The sequence below is a fragment of the Virgibacillus sp. AGTR genome (assembly GCF_016919725.2).
Classification (GTDB): domain Bacteria; phylum Bacillota; class Bacilli; order Bacillales; family Amphibacillaceae; genus Virgibacillus; species Virgibacillus salarius.
In genome coordinates this window covers 53,442-76,460 of record NZ_JAJERH010000002.1, presented here as the reverse complement: position 1 = coordinate 76,460, position 23,019 = coordinate 53,442, and the positions used below count along the sequence as shown (strand labels likewise).

General features: G+C 37.2%; 20 protein-coding genes and 1 pseudogene. 17 read left to right on the top strand and 4 right to left on the bottom strand.

Translation table 11 applies throughout. The features are described 5' to 3' along the window. Nucleotides 1-6 precede the first annotated feature (6 nt). The 8 genes and pseudogenes from JUJ52_RS23545 (at nt 7) to JUJ52_RS01275 (ending at nt 6,871) form a co-directional block, all read left to right on the top strand. Nucleotides 7-630, top strand: a complete 624-nt coding sequence (locus tag JUJ52_RS23545; protein ID WP_308035989.1) for a Gfo/Idh/MocA family protein — start codon at nt 7-9, stop codon at nt 628-630. A gap of 51 nt (nt 631-681) precedes the next feature. Beyond that, a complete protein-coding gene (locus JUJ52_RS01305; protein WP_026682316.1) occupies nt 682-1,404 on the top strand; it encodes a ThuA domain-containing protein in 723 nt (240 codons plus the stop codon). A gap of 7 nt (nt 1,405-1,411) precedes the next feature. Continuing rightward, nucleotides 1,412-2,373 (top strand): annotated as a pseudogene (locus JUJ52_RS01300) (Gfo/Idh/MocA family protein). 21 nt (nt 2,374-2,394) lie between these two features. Beyond that, nucleotides 2,395-3,435, top strand: a complete 1,041-nt coding sequence (locus tag JUJ52_RS01295) for a Gfo/Idh/MocA family protein (protein ID WP_026682317.1) — start codon at nt 2,395-2,397, stop codon at nt 3,433-3,435. 18 nt (nt 3,436-3,453) lie between these two features. Then, entirely contained in the window at nt 3,454-4,422 is a 969-nt protein-coding gene (locus JUJ52_RS01290) for a sugar phosphate isomerase/epimerase family protein (protein ID WP_121603841.1), read from the top strand. A 217-nt stretch (nt 4,423-4,639) separates the two neighbouring features. Continuing rightward, a complete protein-coding gene (locus JUJ52_RS01285; RefSeq protein ID WP_051388398.1) occupies nt 4,640-4,897 on the top strand; it encodes a hypothetical protein in 258 nt (85 codons plus the stop codon). Nucleotides 4,898-5,298: 401 nt separating this feature from the next. Continuing rightward, nucleotides 5,299-6,477 (top strand): pyridoxal phosphate-dependent aminotransferase, encoded by a 1,179-nt coding sequence (locus JUJ52_RS01280; RefSeq protein WP_026682320.1) that lies wholly within the window; start codon nt 5,299-5,301, stop codon nt 6,475-6,477. 199 nt (nt 6,478-6,676) lie between these two features. Next, on the top strand, nt 6,677-6,871 hold the full coding sequence (locus JUJ52_RS01275) for an alpha/beta-type small acid-soluble spore protein (protein ID WP_026682321.1): 195 nt from the start codon (nt 6,677-6,679) through the stop codon (nt 6,869-6,871). Between the two features lie 93 nt (nt 6,872-6,964). Here the strand turns inward: JUJ52_RS01275 and JUJ52_RS01270 are convergent, their stop codons facing one another. Continuing rightward, the gene (locus JUJ52_RS01270; protein ID WP_205389027.1) at nt 6,965-7,366 is read right to left on the bottom strand and encodes a secondary thiamine-phosphate synthase enzyme YjbQ; all 402 of its coding nucleotides are present in this window, start codon (nt 7,364-7,366) and stop codon (nt 6,965-6,967) included. A gap of 421 nt (nt 7,367-7,787) precedes the next feature. Continuing rightward, nucleotides 7,788-8,513: a GntR family transcriptional regulator gene (locus JUJ52_RS01265; protein ID WP_121603838.1), complete on the bottom strand. Its 726-nt coding sequence runs from the start codon at nt 8,511-8,513 to the stop codon at nt 7,788-7,790. A gap of 901 nt (nt 8,514-9,414) precedes the next feature. Here JUJ52_RS01265 and JUJ52_RS01260 point away from each other — a divergent pair. From JUJ52_RS01260 to JUJ52_RS01240, 5 genes are all read left to right on the top strand, one after another. Beyond that, the gene (locus JUJ52_RS01260) at nt 9,415-10,698 is read left to right on the top strand and encodes an ABC transporter substrate-binding protein (protein WP_026682091.1); all 1,284 of its coding nucleotides are present in this window, start codon (nt 9,415-9,417) and stop codon (nt 10,696-10,698) included. A 324-nt stretch (nt 10,699-11,022) separates the two neighbouring features. After that, nucleotides 11,023-11,889 (top strand): carbohydrate ABC transporter permease, encoded by an 867-nt coding sequence (locus JUJ52_RS01255; RefSeq protein WP_205389026.1) that lies wholly within the window; start codon nt 11,023-11,025, stop codon nt 11,887-11,889. A gap of 70 nt (nt 11,890-11,959) precedes the next feature. Continuing rightward, complete coding sequence (locus tag JUJ52_RS01250) at nt 11,960-12,841, top strand: carbohydrate ABC transporter permease (RefSeq protein WP_026682089.1); 882 nt, start codon at nt 11,960-11,962, stop codon at nt 12,839-12,841. Nucleotides 12,842-12,939: 98 nt separating this feature from the next. Then, complete coding sequence (locus JUJ52_RS01245; protein WP_205389024.1) at nt 12,940-14,838, top strand: beta-N-acetylhexosaminidase; 1,899 nt, start codon at nt 12,940-12,942, stop codon at nt 14,836-14,838. A gap of 20 nt (nt 14,839-14,858) precedes the next feature. Beyond that, nucleotides 14,859-15,893, top strand: a complete 1,035-nt coding sequence (locus JUJ52_RS01240) for a lactonase family protein (protein ID WP_205389022.1) — start codon at nt 14,859-14,861, stop codon at nt 15,891-15,893. 474 nt (nt 15,894-16,367) lie between these two features. On the opposite strand, the gene JUJ52_RS01235 is transcribed toward JUJ52_RS01240, so the two are convergent. Next, nucleotides 16,368-17,021, bottom strand: a complete 654-nt coding sequence (locus JUJ52_RS01235; protein ID WP_026682087.1) for a hypothetical protein — start codon at nt 17,019-17,021, stop codon at nt 16,368-16,370. Between the two features lie 246 nt (nt 17,022-17,267). Beyond that, nucleotides 17,268-18,113 (bottom strand): lytic polysaccharide monooxygenase, encoded by an 846-nt coding sequence (locus JUJ52_RS23495; protein WP_051388368.1) that lies wholly within the window; start codon nt 18,111-18,113, stop codon nt 17,268-17,270. 414 nt (nt 18,114-18,527) lie between these two features. Between JUJ52_RS23495 and JUJ52_RS01220 the strand changes: the two genes are divergently transcribed. The 4 genes from JUJ52_RS01220 to JUJ52_RS01205 all read left to right on the top strand — a co-directional run bounded on the left by JUJ52_RS01220 (nt 18,528) and on the right by JUJ52_RS01205 (nt 23,006). After that, a complete protein-coding gene (locus JUJ52_RS01220) occupies nt 18,528-19,463 on the top strand; it encodes an ABC transporter permease (protein WP_205389701.1) in 936 nt (311 codons plus the stop codon). Between the two features lie 28 nt (nt 19,464-19,491). Next, the gene (locus JUJ52_RS01215) at nt 19,492-20,391 is read left to right on the top strand and encodes a carbohydrate ABC transporter permease (RefSeq protein WP_026682085.1); all 900 of its coding nucleotides are present in this window, start codon (nt 19,492-19,494) and stop codon (nt 20,389-20,391) included. Nucleotides 20,392-20,481: 90 nt separating this feature from the next. Then, entirely contained in the window at nt 20,482-22,092 is a 1,611-nt protein-coding gene (locus tag JUJ52_RS01210) for an extracellular solute-binding protein (protein ID WP_205389700.1), read from the top strand. Between the two features lie 218 nt (nt 22,093-22,310). Next, nucleotides 22,311-23,006, top strand: coding sequence for a YesL family protein (locus JUJ52_RS01205; RefSeq protein WP_166530127.1), 696 nt, complete (start codon nt 22,311-22,313; stop codon nt 23,004-23,006). The last annotated feature ends 13 nt before the right edge of the window (nt 23,007-23,019 follow it).

Genomic DNA, 23,019 nt, shown 5'->3' with positions numbered 1-23,019 from the left:
GAGTTTTTGTATGCTGAGAAAGCGCTTGAGCAAGGCTGGCTTGGGAAGCTATCAATGATTCGCTGTCGTCTTGCACATAATGGTGGTGTTATTTATGAAGGAGAAGATCGTGGCTGGCTCCCAGAACGATTTTTCAGAAAGGAACAGACAGGTGGAGGGGCTTTAATAGATCTCGGAGCACATCCCATTTATTTAATGAATCGTTTAGCAGGAGAGGCAGAAGCTCTTTATGCACGTTTACAACAGCAGGAGAGTGATCAAGTGGATGATACAGCTGTCGTCACGGTCGAGTATACGTCTGGAGCATTGGGAGTTATTGAAACGAGTTTTCTTTCACATGGCAGCCCATTTCAATTGGAATTATATGGTACAGAGGGAACTTTACTCGCAGAAGAGGGAGAAGTGAAAATAAAAAGCATGCATGTAAATGAAAATAATTGGACGTTAATGGATGAGCCAATGACTGATAAGCCAAGACCATTGGATCAATGGGTACAAGCAATTAAAGAACAAAAACAACCAAGCATTACGAAGGATGATTTTATAAAACTTACGTTAATAAATGAAGCATCTGTTCGATCACATCAAGAAGGAAGGCGAATTATAATTAACAAAATGTTAACAAAATAATGGTGACATAAGAATTAAAAAACTTAATAGGCGAAGGGGATATACTACAAGATGAAAATCACAGTTTGGAACGAATTTCGTCATGAACAGGAAAATCCAATAGTTGAAGCGATTTACCCCAAGGGTATTCATCATACTATTGCCCGGTTTTTAACGGAAGCAGGTTTTAAGACACAAACAGCTACACTAGATCAACCAGAACATGGCTTAACAAATGAAGTACTAGACAAAACGGATGTTTTGGTCTGGTGGGGACATAAAGCACATGAGGAGGTTGAAGAAGCGATTGCAGAACAGGTAAAGACACGTGTTCTAGAGGGAATGGGGCTAATTGTTTTACATTCCGGACATTTTTCAAAGGTATTTAAAAAGCTAATGGGAACAACTTGTGATTTGAAATGGCGTGAAGCAGATGATAAAGAGCGGCTTTGGGTAGTAGATCCAAGTCATCCAATTACGGAGGGTGTTGGCGAATATGTAGAACTCGAGAAGGAAGAAATGTATGGAGAGCACTTCGATATACCTGCGCCAGATGAATTGGTTTTTGTCAGCTGGTTTGAGGGAGGAGAGGTTTTCCGTAGTGGGGCTACATTTAAACGAGGGCAAGGGAAAATCTTCTACTTTCGACCAGGACACGAAACGTATCCAACCTATCATAATCAAGAAATCCAACGAATTATTACTAATGGTGTGAAATGGGCCGCGAGTCCCAAAAGTAAAAAGCCAACGTATGGTAATAAACAACCGTTAGAAGAAATTTCCAAGAAAGGATAGATTGGAAATGGCATCGTTACGTGTTGCGGTGATTGGCTGTGGAAGTATTGCTAGACATAGACATTTAGTAGAATATCAAGCCAACGATCAAATCGAAATTGTTGCTGTCTGTGATATCATTCATGAGCGAGTTCAAGAGATAGCAATAGACTTTCAAGCGAATGCTTATACAAATTACCAAGAACTGTTGGAGAAAGAGAAGCCCTGTATCTATTGCAGCTTTGGAGGCTGGCTGTCATGTGTTATGTGAGAAGCCAATGGCAACAAGCCCAGAAGAGGCGCAATAAATGATTGCTACTGCGAGTAAATATGGTAAAAAGTTAATGATTGGTCATAATCAACGATTTGTACCTTCTCACCAGAAAGCAAAAGAAATTATTGAAAACGGTGAGTTAGGAAAGATATATAGCTTCCGAACGACATTTGATCATGGCGGACCAGAAGGTTGGAGTATCGATGGGAAAGCGAGCTGGTTCTTCCAAAAAGATCAAGCTTTCATTGGAGCAATGGGTGTACATAAGGCAGATTTAATTCGTTATCTTCTTGGCGAAGAAATTAGAGAAGTAGCTGCCTTTGTGGAGACAAATGCTAAAACGGAGACGGATGTTGATGATAATTCTGTATGTATTCTAAAAACGGAAAGCGGCATTATCGGAACAGCAAGCTGGGCTTTATGTTTCAAAAGAGGATAATGCGACAACGTTTTATGGTGAAAAAGGCATCATGCGTTTAGAAGCTGATTCGAACTATTGTTTTATTGTACATTATGTAAATGGAGAAGTAACCAAGCATGATTTGGGTGGTATTCAATCTAATGAAGCAGGTGGGCAAACCTCAACTCATGTAATGGATCACTTTGTAGGTTCGATTCTTAATGACACAGAACCTCTTATTAATGGCGAAGAAGGACTCAAGTCACTTGACGTAATGTTGACAGCTTTAGAATCTAGTAAAACCAAACAATATTAGAAAAATATAGGAAGGTAAGTTATGGATAAATTACAAGTAGGTTTGATTGGTGTAGGCGGAATCGCCCAAAGTAGACATATTCCAGCGTTTCAAGAATTACAAGAAAGCGTGGAGTTGGTTGCCGTACAAGATGTTAATCAAGAGCGAGCTTTAGAAGTAGCAGCAGCTTATTCGATACCACAAACGTTTGCGCAATATCATGAATTATTCACTGTTGTGGATGCAGTTGTCATTTGTACACCGAATAAGTTTCATGCAGAAATTGCAGTGGCCGCATTGGAAGCAGGTGTTCATGTACTATGTGAAAAGCCGATGGCGATGACGACGGCTGAGTGTGAGCGAATGGTAGAAGCTGCAGATAAAGCAGATAAACAGTTGGCCATCGCTTATCATTATCGGCATACAGATTCAGCACAGCTTGCGAAACAGGCAGTTTTACAGCAGCAAATTGGCGATCCATTGGTAACAAGGGTTCAAGCATTGCGAAGAAGAAAGGTACCTGGTTGGGGGGTTTTTACCAACAAAGAATTACAAGGTGGAGGTAGCTTAATTGATTATGGCTGTCATTTGCTAGATTTAGCAATCTGGTTATTAGGAGATCCGAGGCCTGTCGAGGTTATGGGTACAACATACAATCGATTAAGTAAACTACCGAATCAACTTAACGATTGGGGTAGCTTTGATCATGAAACCTTTAATGTCGATGACCATGTATCTGGCTATATTACCTTTGAAAATGGCATTTCCATGTTATTAGAGTGTTCATGGTCAGCCAATATTAAAGAAGATACAAAGCATCTAAGTATTTCTGGAGTAGATGGGGGGCTAAGTGTCTATCCGTTTGAATTGTATCAACCAAGGCTTGGAACATTTATGAAGAGCGATGCTGAGGTAGAACATAATGAAACTAAGGCTGGATTTGCTCAAGCAGAAAACTTCGTTAATAGCTGCTTAGGGAAAGCGGAATTAGTAGTAAAACCTGAACAGGCATTAAAGGTAACGAAAATTATCGATGCTATTTATCAAAGTAGTAAAACTGGAAGCAGCGTGAAATTAACATAAGAAAGGGTGGAGTGACAAATGAAACTAGGCGTATTTACTGTATTATTTGCAGAAAAATCGTTTGTAGAAATGCTTGATTATGTCGAAGCATCAGGGCTTGAAGCAGTTGAAATTGGAACAGGCGGCAACCCTGGAGCAGCACATTGTAATGTCGACGAACTATTAGCAAGTGAAGAGAAACGAAAAGCATACTTAGATAAAATTCATTCAAGAGGTTTAAAGATTAGTGCATTTAGTTGTCACGATAATCCAGTCTCTCCAAATAAGAATTATGCACAATCCTCTCATAATACCTTTATGAAAACGGTGAAATTAGCGGAGCTTATGAATGTGCCAGTTGTTAATACGTTCTCTGGCACACCAGGTTCCAACGAGGAATCGAAATATCCGAATTGGCCCGTTACACCATGGCCAAACGAATATTCAGATATACTCAAATGGCAATGGGAGAAAAAATTGATTCCTTACTGGAAAGAAGCAGGTCAATTTGCCAAGGATCATGGTGTGAAAATCGGCCTTGAATTACATGCAGGCTTTCTAGTGCATACTCCGTATACGATGCTTAAATTAAGAGAAGCGACAAACGATGCTGTCGGTGCTAATCTAGATCCAAGCCATTTGTGGTGGCAAGGAATCGATCCTGTTGCTGCAATAAAAATTTTAGGAAAAGAAAATGCAATTCATCACTTTCATGCAAAAGATACGTATATTGATCAAGATAATGTTAATATGTATGGGCTTACCGATATGCAGCCATACGCAAGTGTCCAAAGTCGTGCCTGGACTTTTCGCTCTGTCGGCTATGGTCATAGTGAAAAAGAATGGTCCGACATCATTAGTGCGTTACGTACGTATGGGTATGATTATGTAATTAGCATTGAGCATGAAGATCCAATCATGTCCATTGATGAAGGCTTTCAAGCAGCTGTAAAGAACTTAAAAAGGGTAACGATTAAAGAAGCGCCCACCGAGATGTGGTGGGTGTAGTGCGAACAGCCTCACAGCATAGTTGCTGTGGGGTTGTTTGTAGTTGAATAATGATGAAGTTCACAGGGAAAACGCCGAAGTTCACAATTTGAATATTTTTTTCAAAAAGGTAGAATGAAGGTAATACACTGTTGTTTACCCCACATATAACTGACAGTAGGATTCCTAATAATTGAAGTTTCACATCTAATCGTTGTAAAAGAAGGGGGAAATGAAGATGATAGCTGATGGTTTATGGAGTATCATTCCATTTGTAATGCTGATCGCAGGTTTCGTTATTATAAGAAATCGTAAGAGGGCAGGAGTGACAGGGATGAAGACTGCTCTTACGCCTATTTGCTTGTTATTATCCGCATGTATCAATTATGTAGCATACGTGTTTCAGCTAATGGGGATTGCTAGCTGGGGAATTTCCATACTTTTATTAGTACTTGCCGCTTATTTTACGAAACACTTACCAAATGTCCAAACATAAAGAGAAAAAACTAATTGTAATTTGTCATCGGTTAAAACAATATCCGTGAGCTAGGTACTAAATAGATTTAAGCTTTGCTAATGTTTGCAAATCGAGATTAAATTTTTTCTCAAAAAGAAGCCAATGGTCATAAGGATGAAAATGGGTAAAATGATATCTCTTAATATGGTAAGAAATTCTCCCATGCTACTAGCCTCCAATTGCTGCTCATTTAGGAATTATATGTATGAACAAGATTAGTTTTCTCCAACGATAACCTTTCTTGACAATACAAAGAGTTTAAAACATATTTTCTTACTTTTTTATTCTAGTTGTCAATCTATTTTGAAAGATCTTTACAATTCTTCGTACAATAGCTAACATGTATAAAATAGTATGTTCATGCTGAGGGGATGAAGAACGTGCAAAGCTTTACTTATTCAAATACATTAAAACGGTTGCCGCGTCAATTCTTTGCCCATCTTGTGCAGAAGGTTGAGCGGTTAACAGAACAAGGTCATGATGTAATTAATCTAGGTCAAGGAAACCCAGATTTACCTACTCCTATTCATGTTGTCAAGGAATTACAAGAGGCAGCTGAAAATCCTTTGTATCATCAATATTCACCATTTAGAGGCCAATTTTTTCTAAAAGAAGCTATTTCCCAATATTATAGACGTGAATATAATATAAACCTTGACCCAAATACTGAAGTAGCTATTTTGTTTGGGGCTAAAGCTGGTCTAGTAGAAATAAGCCAATGTCTACTTAATCCTGGTGATTTAGCTTTACTACCAGATCCAGGTTATCCAGATTATATGTCAGGTATAGCATTAGCTGATGCAAAGATAGCGTTAATGCCATTACTAGTAGAGAACCATTTTCTACCGGATTATTCTAAAATTTGCAGGAGGAAATGGGAACAGGCAAAGCTGATGTTTTTAAATTATCCGAATAACCCAACGGCAGCACTCGCTAGCAAAGCGTTTTTTGATGAAACAGTTGCTGTTGCAAAAAGATACCATACATGTGTTGTTCACGATTTTGCCTATGGAGCAATGGGATTTGATGGGAAAAAGCCTCAAAGCTTCCTGCAATCTAAAGGAGCAAAGGATGTTGGCATAGAAGTGTATACCTTGTCAAAGACGTATAACATGGCAGGATGGCGAGTAGGCTTTGCTGTTGGAAATCATTCTGTTGTCGAAGGTCTTAATCTCATTCAAGATCATTTGTATGTCAGTATATTTGGTGCAATACAGAAAGCTGCTGAAGAAGCATTGCTTGGAGATCAGTCTGCAGTAGTCAAGCTTGTCAAAACGTATGAACATCGTCGAAATGTCTTTGTAAGCAAACTCCAAGAGATTGGTTGGAGGGTAGAACCTTCGAAAGGAACCTTTTTCGCCTGGTTACCCGTTCCAGAGGGCTTTACATCCGAGTCTTTTGCCGATCTCTTGTTAGAAGAGGCGCATGTTGCGGTAGCTCCAGGGAACGGTTTTGGAAATAGAGGAGAAGGTTATATTCGGGTTGGATTGCTTGTAACTGAGCAACGTCTGGTAGAAGCCGTGGAGAGAATTGGTAAACTCAAACTATTTACAAAGTAGGATTGACAAACAGAGCCAATTTATAATTATTGAGCTTTGTTAAGCAATGGGAGATGACGGCAAAGTAGAACCTTAAAAAAGTAGTAAAACGAACGGAGGTATGGGAAAAGTTAAAAAATGTGTAATTTCCTAAAAAAATCACATAGTAAGAGAGAACAGTCTTATACTGTTCTACTACTTTCCCTAGGAGTGAATTCCAATGGCAGAAAATCGTAATAAGCTAGTAGTACCAAGTGCACAAAATGCGGTGGATGCGTTGAAATATGAAATCGCAAATGAGCAGCATGTTGAGCTTGGAGCTGACACAACTGCACGTGAGAATGGATCCGTAGGGGGCGAAATGGTGAAGCGAATGATAAAAATCGCTGAACAAGATCTCGCTAATCGAAAGTAGTTATATGAAAAAAGGAGGACACTTTTAAGGTCCTCCTTTTTCAGCTTTGGTTTTCTTATGGTACTCCTTAATTATAAGTCATAAGTGTCCTATTCAGCAGGAGATTACCTTTGCATGTAATCTTCTTTGGCGAGGACCATCAAATTCACAAAAATAAACTCCTTGCCATGTACCAAGGACAAGGTCTCCATTTTCAATAATTAGTGTTTGTGCGTGCCCTAAAGTACTTGTTTTTAAATGAGCAGCAGTATTTCCTTCAACATGTTTATCTTGAACGTGATTCCATGGATAAATTTCATCCAAGCGCATTAGCATATTCGACTTCACATCTGGGTCTGCATTTTCATTTACTGTAATTCCGGCTGTTGTATGCATGGACTGTACAACTAAAATTCCATCTCTTATATTATTTTCACCAACCCAGCTTTTTAATTGGGCAGTAATATCGATCATCTCCGAATGTTTTTTGGAAGTAATAGAAAATATTGTATTCATGATACATCATCCTTTCCTTCTTGTTTATAAGTATTATTACGTGAATAGAAGAGGAAAATGAAATAAAAAAAGCGGAAGCACCCGATTAGAAACGTAGTGACCGGAGCGAGTCAACGGAGATAAAGGAATCACGGTGAGCTTGCGAGCCGATGATGACTTATCATAGGGCGATTCGTGAATTCGCATCGTATCTGGGTGCTGGAGCTGGACGCGGCTCAATACGCCCATAATTATCCACATGGGCAAATTTTATTTGAGTTCCTAGACTATAAAAAATATCTGTATAAAATCCGTCGCAGTCATGCCTTATTAGAAAGAATTTAGTGGTCGATATAGAACAGCCCCTTCTGAAGATGAACAAAAGACTACTCTACGTAGACTCCTCGAAAAGGAAGAACGCTTTGTCTGTTCCTCTATAAAACTAATGTCTAACGAGATCAATCATAAATTTGTATCGATCTGCACGGTAAGAGGACTTCACAACTTCTAATGTATGCTTGTTCTCTAAATTAGTCGTTCGTTGCATTAAAAGAATAGGTGCGTTTTTTTCTATTTGTAAATGCGTTACTTCCTCCTCTGTGGCAATAGCTGCTTCGATGACTTGAAAACCGTCCGTGATTTTTAATTGTAAGTTATTCTCAATATACTGATATAGTGAATGCTGAACAATATCTTCCGTAATACCCATTACTAAATTTGCTGGGATATAGGTACGCTCTAATGCCATCGGAATATCTTCAGCTAGCCGAATTCGTTTGATTTCATAGACAGGTGCATATTCCGGAATATTCAACTGTGATGCAAGTTCATTGTCGGCAGGAACAATTTCAAAATGAAGAAGCTTACTGCTCGTTTGCATGCCTCTTGCTCGCATTTCCTCCGTAAAACTCGTAAGGCCATGAAGCTTTTGTTCAAATTTTGGACCCATGACAAAAGTGCCCTTACCTTTAATTCGATAAAGAAGCTGATCATTTACGAGATTAGTAATGGCCTGTCTTACTGTCATTCGACTAATATTATATGTTTCAGCAAATTCACGTTCGGACGGTAGTACATCACCTGGTTTTAAATCATTATTTTCAATTTGTTGCTTAATATATTCCTCCAACTGATGATAGATCGGGATGGGGGAGTTTTTATTAATCATTTTAAGATCTCCTTGAAATCTATATTTACATTTAATATTGAATATATGTAAACAAGTATGGTTTTATTAGGGTTTTCCTCCATTTTGGAGAGTGTCCTAAGCGAGCTATATTGGACGCTCTTTTAACGGAAGTTATTTTTCATGTTTCTTTAGATGGGTAATGTTACTTAGCTTTTTAGGCATATATTTTTAGAATAGCACCCAATTATATAGTTGTCTAGCGAAGTTGTTGTTTTTAATAGAAAATTATAAATAATTAAAGCGTTTATAAAAATATATTGGTATATGTACCTATATAAATAATTTAGGACGTAGTGAATCAAGTCAATGGAGGCAAAATTTCTTCATATATACGGAATTTCTGCACTCATTTTTACGGAAAATCATAAATTCAGTTGACGATTACTATTCATTGGAGTCCTTTATCATGGGTAATAGTTACTGCAAAACTAAAAATTGTACGGAACCAATTTTGCATCGGCTTTCAAGAGTTCGCTTTACATAAAGCAGTTAGTTGTTTTGATTAGGTATTGAGCTGGTAATTAAGCTGATCATGATAAATGGTGCTAGTAAAATGATATAACAAACTTATTTGAATAGATGATAACGATTATTTTTTTATCCCGCATATAACTGGCAGTAAGCCCCTCGCTTCAAGCAATAAAGAGAAAGCAATCTGGATAAGTGTGGGGTGGACTGCCAGTAAATGTCCGATTGGTTTCAGGGCCTTAGGCCATACCCTCGTGGTACTAACCATCCGTAGAAGATAAATAAGACTCTCAACTAATTGAAATTCCACTTTATAAATATTGACATTTTTCAGAAAACTGGTACTATCGGTATAGACAACTAAATGTTACTTTAGTTGTATTATTTGTAATAACAAAACAAGGGGGAAATCATGTTGGAAAAAAGGAGTATTTGTTTTTTACTATTTGTTATGTCAATCTGCGTACTACTTCTTGCTGCTTGTACCGGTGATGAAAATACTGATTCATCAGGGGAATCAAACGGTAAAGAAGCCAACGCAGAGGAAGATGTTGAATTAAGAGTTGTTACTACAATGGCAGGTACCGATCCAGCAGGAGAAGTATTCGAGAAGCTTTTAGAAGAGTTTAAAGCTGATAATGAGCATGTTTCGATTATTAATGAATCGCAATCTGCTGATGCAGGAACGATACGTACTAAAGTAAATACTGATTTTACGTCAAATAATGAACCAGATCTTATGTTTTATTTTAATACAGTAGATGCTGAAGGAATTATTGAAGCTGGTAAAGTAGTGAATTTGGAAGAGGCTGAAGGTGTTGATCTTTCAAATTATGATTCCATGCTAGAACAGCAACGTCGTGAAGATGGGAATATTTACGCTGCACCACAAACTGGATTTTATGAAGGATTATTTGTAAATAAGAAGTTATTTGAGGAACATGGTGTTGAACTACCAACCACATGGGAGAAATATGAAGAGGCAATTAAGAAATTTGCAGAGACAGATATTATTCCAGTAGCCGCATCTACCGAAGATTCTTATTATGTAGTTGAACATTATGCACTAGCAGCAGGTGGAATTGAAAATTATAACGCGAGCTTGGCTGATCAAAATGTTGCATGGGCAGAAGGCTTGGATAAGATTGGGGAACATGCTGAAATGGGAGCGTTCCCAGAGGACGCAGGTACAATTGACTTATCCATCGCTGCCAGCCTATTTCATCAGGAACAAGCTGCGATGCTTTTCGAAGGATCATGGGCTTGGGGGGCAATGCCTGAGGAGATTGCTGAAAATATAGCTGTATTACCAATGCCGGTATATGGTGATGGAGGCTCTACTGGTGATGTTGTAGGTGGTGCTTCACAGGGATGGTTCATCAGTACCAAGGCTTATGAAGATGATAAAAAGCGTGATGCAGTTGTTGAGCTTTTTAACTTCTTAACATCTGAGGAAAATATTGTACGAATTGCAGAAGCTACTGGACAGGTTCCTGCGAAGGGAGCATTAACAGATCTACCAGAAAATATCGCTGCAGGTCATAAAATGGTAGAGGAGGCGAATGCAGTTGCTTCACCAATTAATGATAGGATTTTACCTGAAGCATTTACGCATATTCGTACAAGTGTACCACAAATTGTTAGCGGTGAGAAAACAGGTAAACACGTTCTGGAGGAGGCTGCTGCTCTAGAGTAAATAATCAAAATGTTTGAATAGAAGCAGCAACTGTTTAGTTCCAGTAGTAAGTGGATATATACTGACGATAAAGAAAGCGCTGTCTGTGGAAAGGGAGTATATTTCAAATGGCCAGGAAGAGGGTCTGGGGCGAAGCAAAAATAGTTAACCCAAAAGCCGAATTTTGATACGAAGCGCAGTATTTTGCTGGAGCCATGATAGAACCTGTTTCAAGTAAACAAATAATCCGAATTGATTCAGGTGAAATCGTTCTTATTATTATGTGAATAAAAAACACATTTGTCTCAGCCTCCTCCTGCAAATAAAATCAAAAAGGGGTTTATTATGAAGGGTGATAGATTAGTTATATTTCTTTTTTTAGCACCTGCTTTTTTAATTTCAGCAATCTTTTTGTATTATCCTTTTTTTGAAAATATTGTTCAAAGTTTTTATAACACCGATGGTTTTTTTAATTCTAAATTTATCGGTTGGGATAACTACAAAAGACTTTTTGAAGATGAGATTGCAATTGGTGCAACGTTAAATTCATTAGAATTAATGCTGTATGTAGCTGTTTTCCAGGTAGGTATTGCTTTGGTATTAGCTGTAATGGTTGACTCCATAAAACACGGTGTTCGTTTCTTTCGTACAACCTTCTTCTTTCCAATCGTTATTTCTGGTGCTGCTATCGGGCTACTATTCACATTAATTTATAATCATCGAAATGGATTACTTAATGAAATATTAGTGAGATTAGGGTTTGATAGAGTGCTTTGGCTTACAGAACAATCTTCGCTTTATATGGTTGCTATTCCTACAATTTGGAGTTATGTAGGGTTTTACTTTTTAATCATATTAACAGCAATTGAAAAAATTCCAGATGATTACTACGAAGCAGCGAATCTGGAAGGTATAACAGGTTTTCAACGAATGACCAAATTAACGATTCCACTTATCGTCAGTGACTTAAAAACATGTCTAGTACTAGCGATTACAGGTGCTCTGAAGATATTTGAACTAGTTTATATTATTACAAGAGGAGGACCAGCAAGATCCTCCGAGGTACTGGGTACATATATGTATCAAAAAGCCTTTAATGATGGTGCGATTGGTTACGGAGCAACATTAGCGGTGCTGATGGTCGTAATTGGGCTTTCTCTAGCATTTTTAACAAACAAGCTTTTGGGTAATAAAGATGAAGTAACATATTAAAGATGCTTAACAGGTATAAATTAGCAATGATTTTTTGAACCTTATTAATTAGAAAAAGAGGTGAAAAGATTTGCGTACAGAAGTTAATAGACTTACATTTTGGGAAAAATTTCAAGGTCGATTCTTTTCAAAATCGAAGTATGGAAAACTTTTTATATACACCATTCTTATTATATGGTCGATTTCAACCATCTTCCCACTAGTCTGGGTATTTTTAAACTCCTTTAAACCATCAAGAGAAATCATTACAGATACATTTAAACTACCAACTGATCCAACATTGCAGAATTATATCAATGCATTTGATACAATAGATATCGGTAGAAGTTATCTGAATAGTTTTATTATGTCTGGTTCAGTTGTTTTTTTTGTATTATTCTTTGGTGGATTAGCAGCCTTCGTAATGGCTCGATTAAGCTTCCGGTTACGCGGGGCATTACAGACGATATTAGTTATGAGTCTATTAATTCCAGCATTTGCAACTATCGTGCCCGTTTATCGGATGATGATAGATTTAGAGCTTGTTAATACGCACTTGGCATTGATTATTCCGCAAACAGCAGGAAATCTTCCGTTTGCTATCTTGGTCATTAGTGGCTATATGGCTACCATACCTAAAGAATTAGAAGAAGCTTCATTAATGGATGGTTGCAGTCGCTGGAAGATGTTTACGAAAGTGTTCTTACCTGTTTCGCTCCCGATATTTGGTACAGTAGGGACCTTCGTCTTTTTATGGTCATACAATGATTTGTTCACATCTCTTGTATTAGTTGAACAAGAACATGTTCGGCCAATTGTTGTATTGCTATCACATGTTAGCTCTCAGTATGGGACAGATTATGGATTAATGACAGCTGCTATAGCTATGACAGTAGTCCCAGTCATTATCTTTTACTTATTTGCACAAAAAACAATTGAAAAAGGTGCAACCTCAGGTGCAGTAAAAGGATAAACGTAGGATTACACGGACACTTTGGCACATATAATCTCTAACTAAGTTATAAATTTAGATGTTAGCATATTCTATAATGGAAATTGGAGGAATTAGTTATGAAGCTAATGCTGAAAGGCGCTACAAATAATCTGTTATCTGCAATAAAAGAATTACAATCAGATTTGAATTTTGAATTAGCAGAAGATGGTATCCCTATTTTAATTAAACAAGCTGATAAAGGGTTGTCAGTTTCATTAAAGAATGGTCAAGGGGAAATTGTCTATGATAAGAAAGCGGCTTTCTTCAGAGGATTAGGCTTGTTGTTAGAGAACTATGCTCGGTCAAAAACATTCCATATTGAAGAGGATGCACAGTTTGAAACTATTGGTCCAATGTTTGACCTATCACGAAACGCAGTAATGAAACCAGAACGATTTGAGGATATGCTTCGTAAGCTAGCACTAATGGGCTTTAATTCTGCAATGCTATACATGGAGGATGTATATGAAATTGAAAGCCAACCATATTTCGGTTATATGAGGGGAAGGTATTCTCTAGATCAATTAAACCAGCTGGATGATTATGCCCATCAATTTGGTATTGAGCTTATACCATGTATTCAAACACTTGCTCATTTAGAGGAATTTTTAAAATGGAGTGATGCAAGTGGATTAAAGGATACGCGCGGTGTACTGTTAGTTGAAAGTGAAGCTACCTATACATTTGTTAGAGACATGATAGAGTCAGTAACGAAGCCTTTCCGAAGTAAGCGAATTCATATTGGTATGGATGAAGCAGAAGAACTTGGGAGAGGCGTGTATCTAAATAAATTCGGACATAAAGATAGATTGGAATTAATGACTGGTCACCTGAATAGAGTGCTTGAAATTGTGGACGAAAATGGACTGATGCCAATGATGTGGAGTGATATGTTCATGAAGCTTGCCTCTAAAACGGGGGATGCCCATTATGATTTAATGACTGAAATTCCTGATGAAATAATTGAAGCAACACCGAAGAATGTTACCCTCATGTATTGGGATTATGCACATACGAAGAAGGAAGAATATCTGGCAATGATGAAAAAGCACAAAGCATTCGGAAGGAAGCCTGCCTTTGCAGGTGGAATATGGGTTTGGAATACATTTGCCACAAATTATGGCTTGTCTCTTGGGGCAAGTGATGCGGCATTACAGGCTTGTAAACAAGAGGGTATTCAAGACGTATTTGTAACGCTATGGGGAGATGACGGTTATGAAAATAATTATTTTTCAGCAATGTTAGGGTTACAATTATATGCTGAGCATGCGTATGCACGAACGTTGGATAGAAGCAAGCTTCATGATCGGGTGAAGTTTTGCACCGGTATTGATGCAGAGACTTACCTACTATTAAATGAGCTTGATGCCATACCTGGTGTAGATCCAAATAATAAGGAACAAACGAATCCATCAAAATTTTTACTATGGCAAGATGTATTATTGGGTTTATTTGATAAACATGTGGAAGGACTTGATTTATATTCCCACTACAAAGCATTAGCAAACAAGATACGTGTATCAAGAGATGGAAATAATGCGTTGGATTATATTTTTGATGTCCCAGAAAAGTTGGCTGAATTGTTGAGTGTGAAAGCAACGATCGGTGTACAATTAAAAGCAGCCTATGATAGAGGGGATAACAAAGAATTAAAGCATATTGCAGATCAGGTACTTCCTGAAATAATAGATAAAGCAGAGGTGTTACGTTTGGCCCATCGTAAACAATGGCTACATATGCATAAGCCGTTTGGCTGGGAAGTAATTGATATTCGCTACGGTGGCTTAAAGTCAAGGCTGGAAACTGCTATTTATCGAATTAATGAGTATGTAAGTGGAGAAATCGATTTTATTGACGAATTGGAACAAAAAAGATTGTATTATCATGACATTGAAAACTCTACAGGCTTAGGATGGTCAAGTTATTATTATCGGATGGCATCACCTAATGTATTCTTTCACGTACTGCCAATTTAAGGATAGAAGGAGGGATACATATGGAAACTAGTTCTCGAGCTTATCACGTATATGTAGGTACTTATGGCACTGAACATGATCATTCCTTACACGTACTATCCCTGCAAACAAGTAATCTAAATTTAAGATATTTGTCAGCTGTTAAAGGGATAAGGAATCCTTCCTACCTTACTGTAAATAGCACGCAAGATGTAGTATATGCTTGCAGTGAAGTAGAGGATGGTGAAGTGGTTTCGTATCGTATAAATGAAGCTGATCATAAGCTAACCGAACAAAGCAGACAGAAAACAGCTGGAAATGGTCCGTGTTATGTAACATTGAGTACAGACGAAACGCATTTATTAACCGTGAATTATGGTGAAGGAACTACTACTGTACATCAGGTATTAAAAGATGGCTCGCTGGGTCTTTTAACGGATAAAGTAGTCTATAAGCAAGGTTCCCATCCGCATACCATTATGTCTATTCCGAAGTCGAAGAAATATGTTGTAACGGATTTAGGTCTAGATAGGCTCTATCTCTATGAATTTAATGAACAGCAAGGTAAACTGATACTACTATATGATTTAAAAGCCAATGCTAAATCAGGGCCGAGACATATAGCGATTGCGGACAGTCATCGGAAAATATATGTTGTCAATGAATTTAATTCAAAAGTTGCGGTCTATCAATATGATGCTTCCATTACTAAGCTAGAGCTTATCCAAGAAGTTCGGACGATTCCGAAAAGCTTTGAAGGTGTTAATTATGCTGCAGATATTCACATTTCTCATGATATGTCCTATTTATATGTTTCTAATCGCGGTCATCACAGTATTGGTATTTGTAAAATAGATAGTAACGGATTATTAACAGATGCTATCTGTGTATCCTCAATAGGTGAATGGCCTCGTAATTTTACATTGATACCGAATGAAAATTTGCTCTTGGTAGCAAATGAGCATTCTAATACAATCGTACTTATGAAGATCGGGAGAGATGGAATTCCAACGTATACAGGAATTGAGTATCCGATTAAATCACCAGTTTGTTTGAAAGCTTTACCTACTATTTAAGATGCGAACTTAAAGAAAAGAGAAGAGGATATAAAAACTTCGAGCTACTATCCGAGGATACGGGTTACCCTCTGGATAGTAGCTCTTCGTAAGTGCTTTGTTAGACAAAGTTAAATGGAATCATGTAATTTGCATAGCTTTAGAGCATGATTTAGCATAAATGAAGAGATTGAGAGATAGCGAGACAAATAATATTAAAACCTATACTTTCTAATTGACGGTGATCTCTTGGCTCAGCTAACATTGCTACCATGATGCACTTAGACGAATGCGGCCTTGGATTCACAAATTATTCCTACTCTATACCGCATAACTGGCAGTAATCCCGTACCTCAAGGAATAAAGTGAAAGCAATATGGATAAGAGGTGGTATCCACTGCCAGTAAATGTCCGATTGGTTTCAGGGCCTTTAGGTCATACCCTTGTGGTACTAACCATCCGTGGGAGTAACAAAACCCACCACGGATGGAAACTTCACTTTATCTTATCTAATTGCTTAATGAAAGCTTTGGCATTTTTACTGTTCTGAGCATCCTTACGTATTACTGCAATTTTGGTGTTTTTTTGAATGGCTAAATTGGTGAACAATGAATGGTTGGTTACATCTATGCCATATGGGTGTTCTTTCGTATCATTCTCCTTTTGATAAAATAATAGTTGGGCAGATGCTGAAAGCTCTAATTGATCTAGAGAAAGAAACGGTCCATCTTCTACAAAACGATGAAAGTAATTGAGGTCAAATATGTAAATATCTGGTTTATTTGCTTCGATTGCAATCTGACCTTTTTGGAAGTTTGCCATGTCTTCTGCTGAATTTACTTCCTTTGGTGTTTGCACTAGGTTAATATGTATGCTTTCCCAATTAGGGAATATATGTTGAATTTCGTGCTTTAGGGGAGAAAGGTTCTCTTCTTGATAGCTTCCAAAGAACATGATGTCTATATCTGCTGGTAGTTGATCTGCTGCATTCGATTTGGCAATCTGCTTTTCTATAATAGTGTAGCCTAATGAACTTATAAGAAGGAGTAAGAATACAGAAAATATGGTGTGGTATTTATAATGATACAGAAAGTTTTCCATACGTTCGCTAACTGTTTCTCGTGTTGGATCTTGTTTCTTGTTATTCATAAGCAACGATCCTTTTTTTAATAGATTGCTGTGCTAGTTGCTCCTGTGATATTATTTCAATCATTGTAACATCGTTTATTTTCTTTATTTCTTCACATACTTAGGAAAATGATGAATGTCAGTTTATCTGGGACTTCCCTCACTCGTACTAAGGAAGGAAATTGTCTCCAGATAACTAAAAGCAACATTCATCTGTCTTGAAAAGACCCTCCTTCCATGAAGAAGAGCCTATTTTCAGTTCTTATCCTATTTTAAAATTGTTCCTAATGAATAGAAATAAGGGAGAAAATTGCTGTTGTTGTTAGTTGATGCAGTACCTTGACTAACTAGCTTCCAAACTCCAGCTTCACCAGGTGTTTCACCACGTGTCCACCACTTCGCCTCGTAAATAGCACCGTTATAGGTAACTTGATCACCACCTAAATAAGCAGTATTAGGATCCCAAGCTGGAATATCACCCGGATCAGGATTATTTGGGTCACCTGGTTCAACATAATCCCCGTCAAAATTTGCATCAATTACATTATAAAAAGCATTTGCTGTGTCGGCCACTTCCCAATAGGCTAAAATAACATGATATCCAGTGCGATCTGGAATTACACAATCATGATTAACGGTAAATGGCGGGCGTTCTCCATTATCATTAATAGAACAGAATAGCTCAAAGTCAGAACGCTCTAAAGGGTCATTTGGGTCCCAACCTTCTTTCGTAATATAGTAATCCCACTTATCTGTTGCATGTGCTGCTGTTAACGTCCACTCAAAAGTAAATGGACCGCTCGTCATAGGAACCTTTGCCCATCGATCCTCTGTTTGCGCATCTAGCTCATAAAAAATGTTTGCACTAGCAATTTTTCCGTCAGGTGGTCCTCCTTCTGGAAAATTCCCAGGTGCTTCAAGGCTTTGTGGTTCATAGATAATTGCTCCACAATCGTAATTGGCTCCGTCTGCGCATAATAAATTTCTGCTTTCTGGATTGTTTACATATCCATGAGCAGAGACAGAGCTGGCAAATGCAATGGAGCAAATTAACATAACGAATGCCCCAAATGTAAGCTTAATCGATTTCGGAATAAATGTGAGCGAATTCATTATACTCCTCCTAAAACTGGTTTATGCGAAAAGTATATTGGGAATTTGGAATGAATATTGCTTTGAAAGGTATAGACAACTGTAACTTAATAAAGCAGTACTACTCCCCCTTCCTTTATACAATTGTTATAACTTTTCGCTAATATAGATTATACATCACTACAAATAAATATCAACAGAAAATTAAGAATTAACCGATAATTAGTAAATTATACCCTGCTTATGTAAAAAAATTATATAAAATAGTGATTATATACCAACTTTTAGTAAATGGATTTGTATTATAGTTGTTATATTTTTAAAAGAAATAATAAAAAAAATATTGAAAATATTAAAAAATACTGGTATAGTCATCTTATCAAATGATAGCGCTTTCTTGACTTAGGGGGGATGTTCTACGTGCGAGCTGAGAGTATGCATAGGAGGCAATTTAAAGGAAACCAGCGCCTTGTAACTCGATACTTTAGGCAATTTGATCTGCAAATGATGGTTATTCCGGGGCTATTGTTTATCTTTATTTTTAATTATATTCTGATGTATGGAGTGTTAATGGCTTTTCAAGATTATAATATCTTTGAAGGAATGGCTGGCAGTGAATGGGTAGGATTTAAGCATTTTGAACGCTTTTTTGAGGATCCGCGTTTTCTGGAAATCATGAGAAATACTATCGTTCTCAGTGTTCTTAAAATACTTATCTGTTTCCCTGCACCAATTATTCTAGCATTAATGTTAAATGAAGTAAGACATATGATGTTTAAGCGGGCAGTACAAACCATCACCTACCTTCCACACTTCTTATCATGGGTTATTGTTGCTGGGTTCGCTACTTCTATATTAGCAACAGATAATGGAAGTTTAAACATGGCACTAGAAAAAATAAACCTCATTGATAAACCAATCAACTTTCTATCTATCCCAGAGTATTTTTGGACAATCATTATAAGCACTAATTTATGGAAGTCCATTGGCTTCGCTTCCATTGTCTATTTAGCTGCAGTTGCTGGAGTTGATCAGCAATTATATGAGGCTGCTTCCTTAGATGGAGCTAGCAAATGGAAGCAGATTTTCTTAATAACGATACCATCCATTATGCCAGTAATTGTAATCTTCTTTATTTTAGAAATAGGTAACCTATTAAATGCTGGATTTGAAGATTTATTGCTACTAGGTTCGAATCCCGTCTTACGAGAAGTATCTGATGTTATTGATACATATGTATATCGGGTTGGAATTAGTGATGGTCTCTATTCCTATGCTGCTGCAATAGGATTATTTAAAGCTGTAATTAGTGTTGGATTATTAACATTAGCAAATCAACTTGCACGTAAGAGTGGTAACAGTCTATGGTAAGCGCAAGTGGAAAGTGGGAGCATACAGCATGTTGAAATTAACGTTTGGTGATCGTTTTATGGTAATAATGATATATATTTTTTTAACATTACTAGCTTTTGTGACGTTTTATCCATTTTGGAATTCATTAGTTATTTCTTTCAATAATGGTCAGGACACTATGCTAGGAGGAGTAACTTTTTGGCCTCGTGATTTTACTTTAGATAATTATGAAATTGTCTTTCAGGATAAACGGTTGGTGAATGCGTTTATGATCTCTGTGGCTAGAACTGTTGTTGGTACGATATTATCTGTGCTTGCAACAGCTATGCTAGCTTATGGGCTTTCCAAAAAGGAACTAGTAGGAAGAAAATATTTTATGGTTTTTTGTATTGTAACGATGTTTTTTAGCGGTGGTTTAATACCAACATTTTTACTAGTGAGAGGCATTGGTCTTATGGATTCGTTTTGGGTAATGATTATTCCATCATTAATATTAGTTTGGAATATGATTATCTTTAGGACCTTTTTTCAACAGTTACCGAAGGGTTTAGAGGAATCTGCGAAAATAGATGGAGCTGGATATTGGGGAATATTCTTCCGCATCGTACTGCCTTTATCTGGGCCTGTAATTGCTACTTTGTCCTTATTTACGGCAGTTTTTCATTGGAATGATTGGTTTTTTCCGAGTATCTATATTACGTCAGAGAATTTAATTCCAATTCAAACGTTATTACAAAAAGTATTAAATTCAAATACTGTTAGTTCGCAAATGAGTCAAATAGATGCAGGTGCAGCTGCACATATGGGTAAGGCAGCTAACACGGTAACAGGTAAATCCTTGTCAATGGCAGTAATGATGGTAGCTACTTTGCCGATTATCATGGTTTATCCATTTGTGCAAAAGTATTTCGTTAAAGGTGTTTTGATAGGGTCATTAAAGGAATAGGGAACATCTTATTTAAAGCATTTGCTTTGAAGATAAATTTTTGTAAATAAGGAGGATGAAAAAGTGATATCATCAAGAAAAATTTGGATTATGATAATGGTATTATGCTTTGTACCTATCATTATATCGGGCTGTAAAGACAAAGAATCTAATGTCGAAGCCGATACAGGAGGGAAAGAAAAACGCGGAAACGATGAATTATTTAAGTTAGGTGAAGAACCATTGGAAATTACGATGTTTGGTAATTATGATTGGTATACGATGCCACCCTGGGGAGAAGATGTAGCGACAAAATGGATTAAAGAAAATAAAAAGGTGGATATAACTGCGATTGATGGTGGGGGAAATGCGGCACAGCGACTTAGTACGATGATAGCAAGTAATGACCTTCCAGATTTTATATGGTTGGATAAAGGAACAGATGTAGAACGATTACGTAAAGGAGGAGCTCTGGTTCCACTCGATCCTTACTTAGATAAATATACAAATTTGCAAGAGTGGTTCGGAGAATCTGGTATCAACATGCTTCGTTCTGAAGATGGAAAATTATATCAATATCCAAATTGGTATAATGCAAAACCATTTGGTAATGCGGGTTATGTAGTTAATAAAGGGATTTATGAAGAACTAGGCTCGCCACCTCTTGAAACGACAGAAGATTTATATAATTATTTAAAGCAAGTAAAAGAAAATTATCCAAATATAACACCATTCGAAACGGATGTAGAAGGACAGGGAATTAATGTTTTATATTCAGCATTTGCAGAAAATCAGTCTCCAGCTAATATTAGAATAAATGCTGTTCCTGAGGGAGATAAGCTAACATCTATTTTTACGAATGAGGAATATGTCGAATCACTACAATACGCCAGTAAGCTTTATCGGGAAGGACTTATTACACAAGATGCATTAACACAGGATCGCGACATGGTTACAGAGAAAGTATCGAGTGGTAGAGTTGCTGTATATGCATCTGCTAGTCCTACGGATTTAGCGCGGCCTGGTCATTACAATTTACAGGAAGAAGACTCGGATGATGGCTATTTTATGGTTTGGCCGATCGCAAAAGCGGGGTTGAACAAAGATAATATCTATCCGGGGGCTTATGACATGATGGGATGGAATGTAAGTGTCATTACGAAAAGTGCTGAAGATCCAGAAGCAGTATTTGCGTTTTTGGATTGGTTAACAGGACCAGAAGGGCAATCAGTGCTTATTTTTGGACCAGAAGGAAAGTACTGGGATGGTTTTGATGAAGAAGGATACCCTCAATTTACAGAAAAGTATGTAAGTGACCCAGAAGGTGCTGGGAAAATAGAAGAAGATACATTAAACTTCCAATGGAATGGAAATTCAAATTTTCTAGACACCGCAAAAGCTAAGTTTACAGAGACATTACCTCAGGAAGATCGTAATTGGACGACGCATTGGCAAAATGAAATTACGTGGAAAACACAATATGATGCAACTGCTTATTTAGGAATTGATCCATTACCGGAAACCACCGAGGGCCAGATTCAACAAAGTGTTGGGGAAATTGCTGAAGTGGCAAGAGCGGAAGCACTAAATGCGAAAAGTGATGAAGAAGTTATCAAGATATTGGAAGAGGCAGAGAAGAGTGCACAAAGCGTAGGTTATGCTGATTTACTAGCATACAAGACTAAGGAATGGCAAAAAAACTTAGAAACACTAGGCAAATAACATATTATGTAGCTGTCATTATGCAAAGGGGAACCAATCGGATATTTACTGGCAGTTATATGCGGGATAAATTACTTGATTGCTATCGGAAGTTATTATAGAACTTCTAGTCCACGGGTTAAATGCTTCGTTGATTGCAGATAGGTAATATTTAGTTGAGATAGGAGCTGACTCCTTTGGTGCCAGCTCCTATAAGAATAAACGGAGTGTGAAGAAACATGATGCTAACTGGAAGGCTAGAATCGCTTTATAATATATTTGACTGGCTGATGAAGTTCATGACAACGAATATCATATGGGTTCTCTTTAATTTTCCAATTGCCTACGCTATCTTAAGTATGGTTTTTGCGAAGACACAAGAGGAGGTATATTTGCTAGCTATTACAATATTGGCTCTGTTCCCTTTTGTTTTTTTTCCAGCAACTACTGCAATGTTTGCCGTAGTAAGGGAATGGGTGATGAAACGAGAAAAGAAAGGATTCATAAGAGCATACTGGAATTTTTATAAGGAAAATTATATTCGTAGTCTTTTAGGTGGTGTGTTCTTTACAATTACTTGGGTTGTGTGGTTACTTAACTATCATTTAGCAGCGGTTGAAATTGGATCTGGCTTATTTTATTTTTTCATAGCCATTACTATTTTTATTGTTGCTTTTACTAGTTATTTTTTTGCTGATACCGTTCATTTTGAAGTGAGCATCATTTATTCAATTCGTAAAGCATTATTTATGGCGATTTTCCATTTACCCTATACAATAGCAGCTGCAGGAGCTGTTAGTATTTTATTGTATATCATCTATCAAATTCATCCATTATTTTTAGTACTCTTCTCAGGGCCTGCTATTGCGTACGTATATTTCTTTGCTTTTTATCAAATATTTTTAAAAGCACAGGCGGCAACCGAAAGTCAATAAAATACGAATATCG

Bases quoted from the DNA above. Each gene is read 5' to 3' on its own strand.
- JUJ52_RS01260 (WP_026682091.1), top strand. From the start codon at position 9,415: ATGTTGGAAAAAAGGAGTATTTGTTTTTTACTATTTGTTATGTCAATC.
- JUJ52_RS01295 (WP_026682317.1), top strand. From the start codon at position 2,395: ATGGATAAATTACAAGTAGGTTTGATTGGTGTAGGCGGAATCGCCCAA.
- JUJ52_RS01255 (WP_205389026.1), top strand. From the start codon at position 11,023: ATGAAGGGTGATAGATTAGTTATATTTCTTTTTTTAGCACCTGCTTTT.
- JUJ52_RS01305 (WP_026682316.1), top strand. From the start codon at position 682: ATGAAAATCACAGTTTGGAACGAATTTCGTCATGAACAGGAAAATCCA.
- JUJ52_RS01235 (WP_026682087.1), bottom strand. From the start codon at position 17,021: ATGAATAACAAGAAACAAGATCCAACACGAGAAACAGTTAGCGAACGT.
- JUJ52_RS01265 (WP_121603838.1), bottom strand. From the start codon at position 8,513: ATGATTAATAAAAACTCCCCCATCCCGATCTATCATCAGTTGGAGGAA.
- JUJ52_RS01205 (WP_166530127.1), top strand. From the start codon at position 22,311: ATGATGCTAACTGGAAGGCTAGAATCGCTTTATAATATATTTGACTGG.
- JUJ52_RS01285 (WP_051388398.1), top strand. From the start codon at position 4,640: ATGATAGCTGATGGTTTATGGAGTATCATTCCATTTGTAATGCTGATC.
- JUJ52_RS01245 (WP_205389024.1), top strand. From the start codon at position 12,940: ATGAAGCTAATGCTGAAAGGCGCTACAAATAATCTGTTATCTGCAATA.
- JUJ52_RS01215 (WP_026682085.1), top strand. From the start codon at position 19,492: ATGTTGAAATTAACGTTTGGTGATCGTTTTATGGTAATAATGATATAT.
- JUJ52_RS01240 (WP_205389022.1), top strand. From the start codon at position 14,859: ATGGAAACTAGTTCTCGAGCTTATCACGTATATGTAGGTACTTATGGC.
- JUJ52_RS01220 (WP_205389701.1), top strand. From the start codon at position 18,528: ATGCATAGGAGGCAATTTAAAGGAAACCAGCGCCTTGTAACTCGATAC.
- JUJ52_RS01275 (WP_026682321.1), top strand. From the start codon at position 6,677: ATGGCAGAAAATCGTAATAAGCTAGTAGTACCAAGTGCACAAAATGCG.
- JUJ52_RS01290 (WP_121603841.1), top strand. From the start codon at position 3,454: ATGAAACTAGGCGTATTTACTGTATTATTTGCAGAAAAATCGTTTGTA.
- JUJ52_RS23495 (WP_051388368.1), bottom strand. From the start codon at position 18,113: ATGAATTCGCTCACATTTATTCCGAAATCGATTAAGCTTACATTTGGG.
- JUJ52_RS01210 (WP_205389700.1), top strand. From the start codon at position 20,482: ATGATAATGGTATTATGCTTTGTACCTATCATTATATCGGGCTGTAAA.
- JUJ52_RS01270 (WP_205389027.1), bottom strand. From the start codon at position 7,366: ATGAATACAATATTTTCTATTACTTCCAAAAAACATTCGGAGATGATC.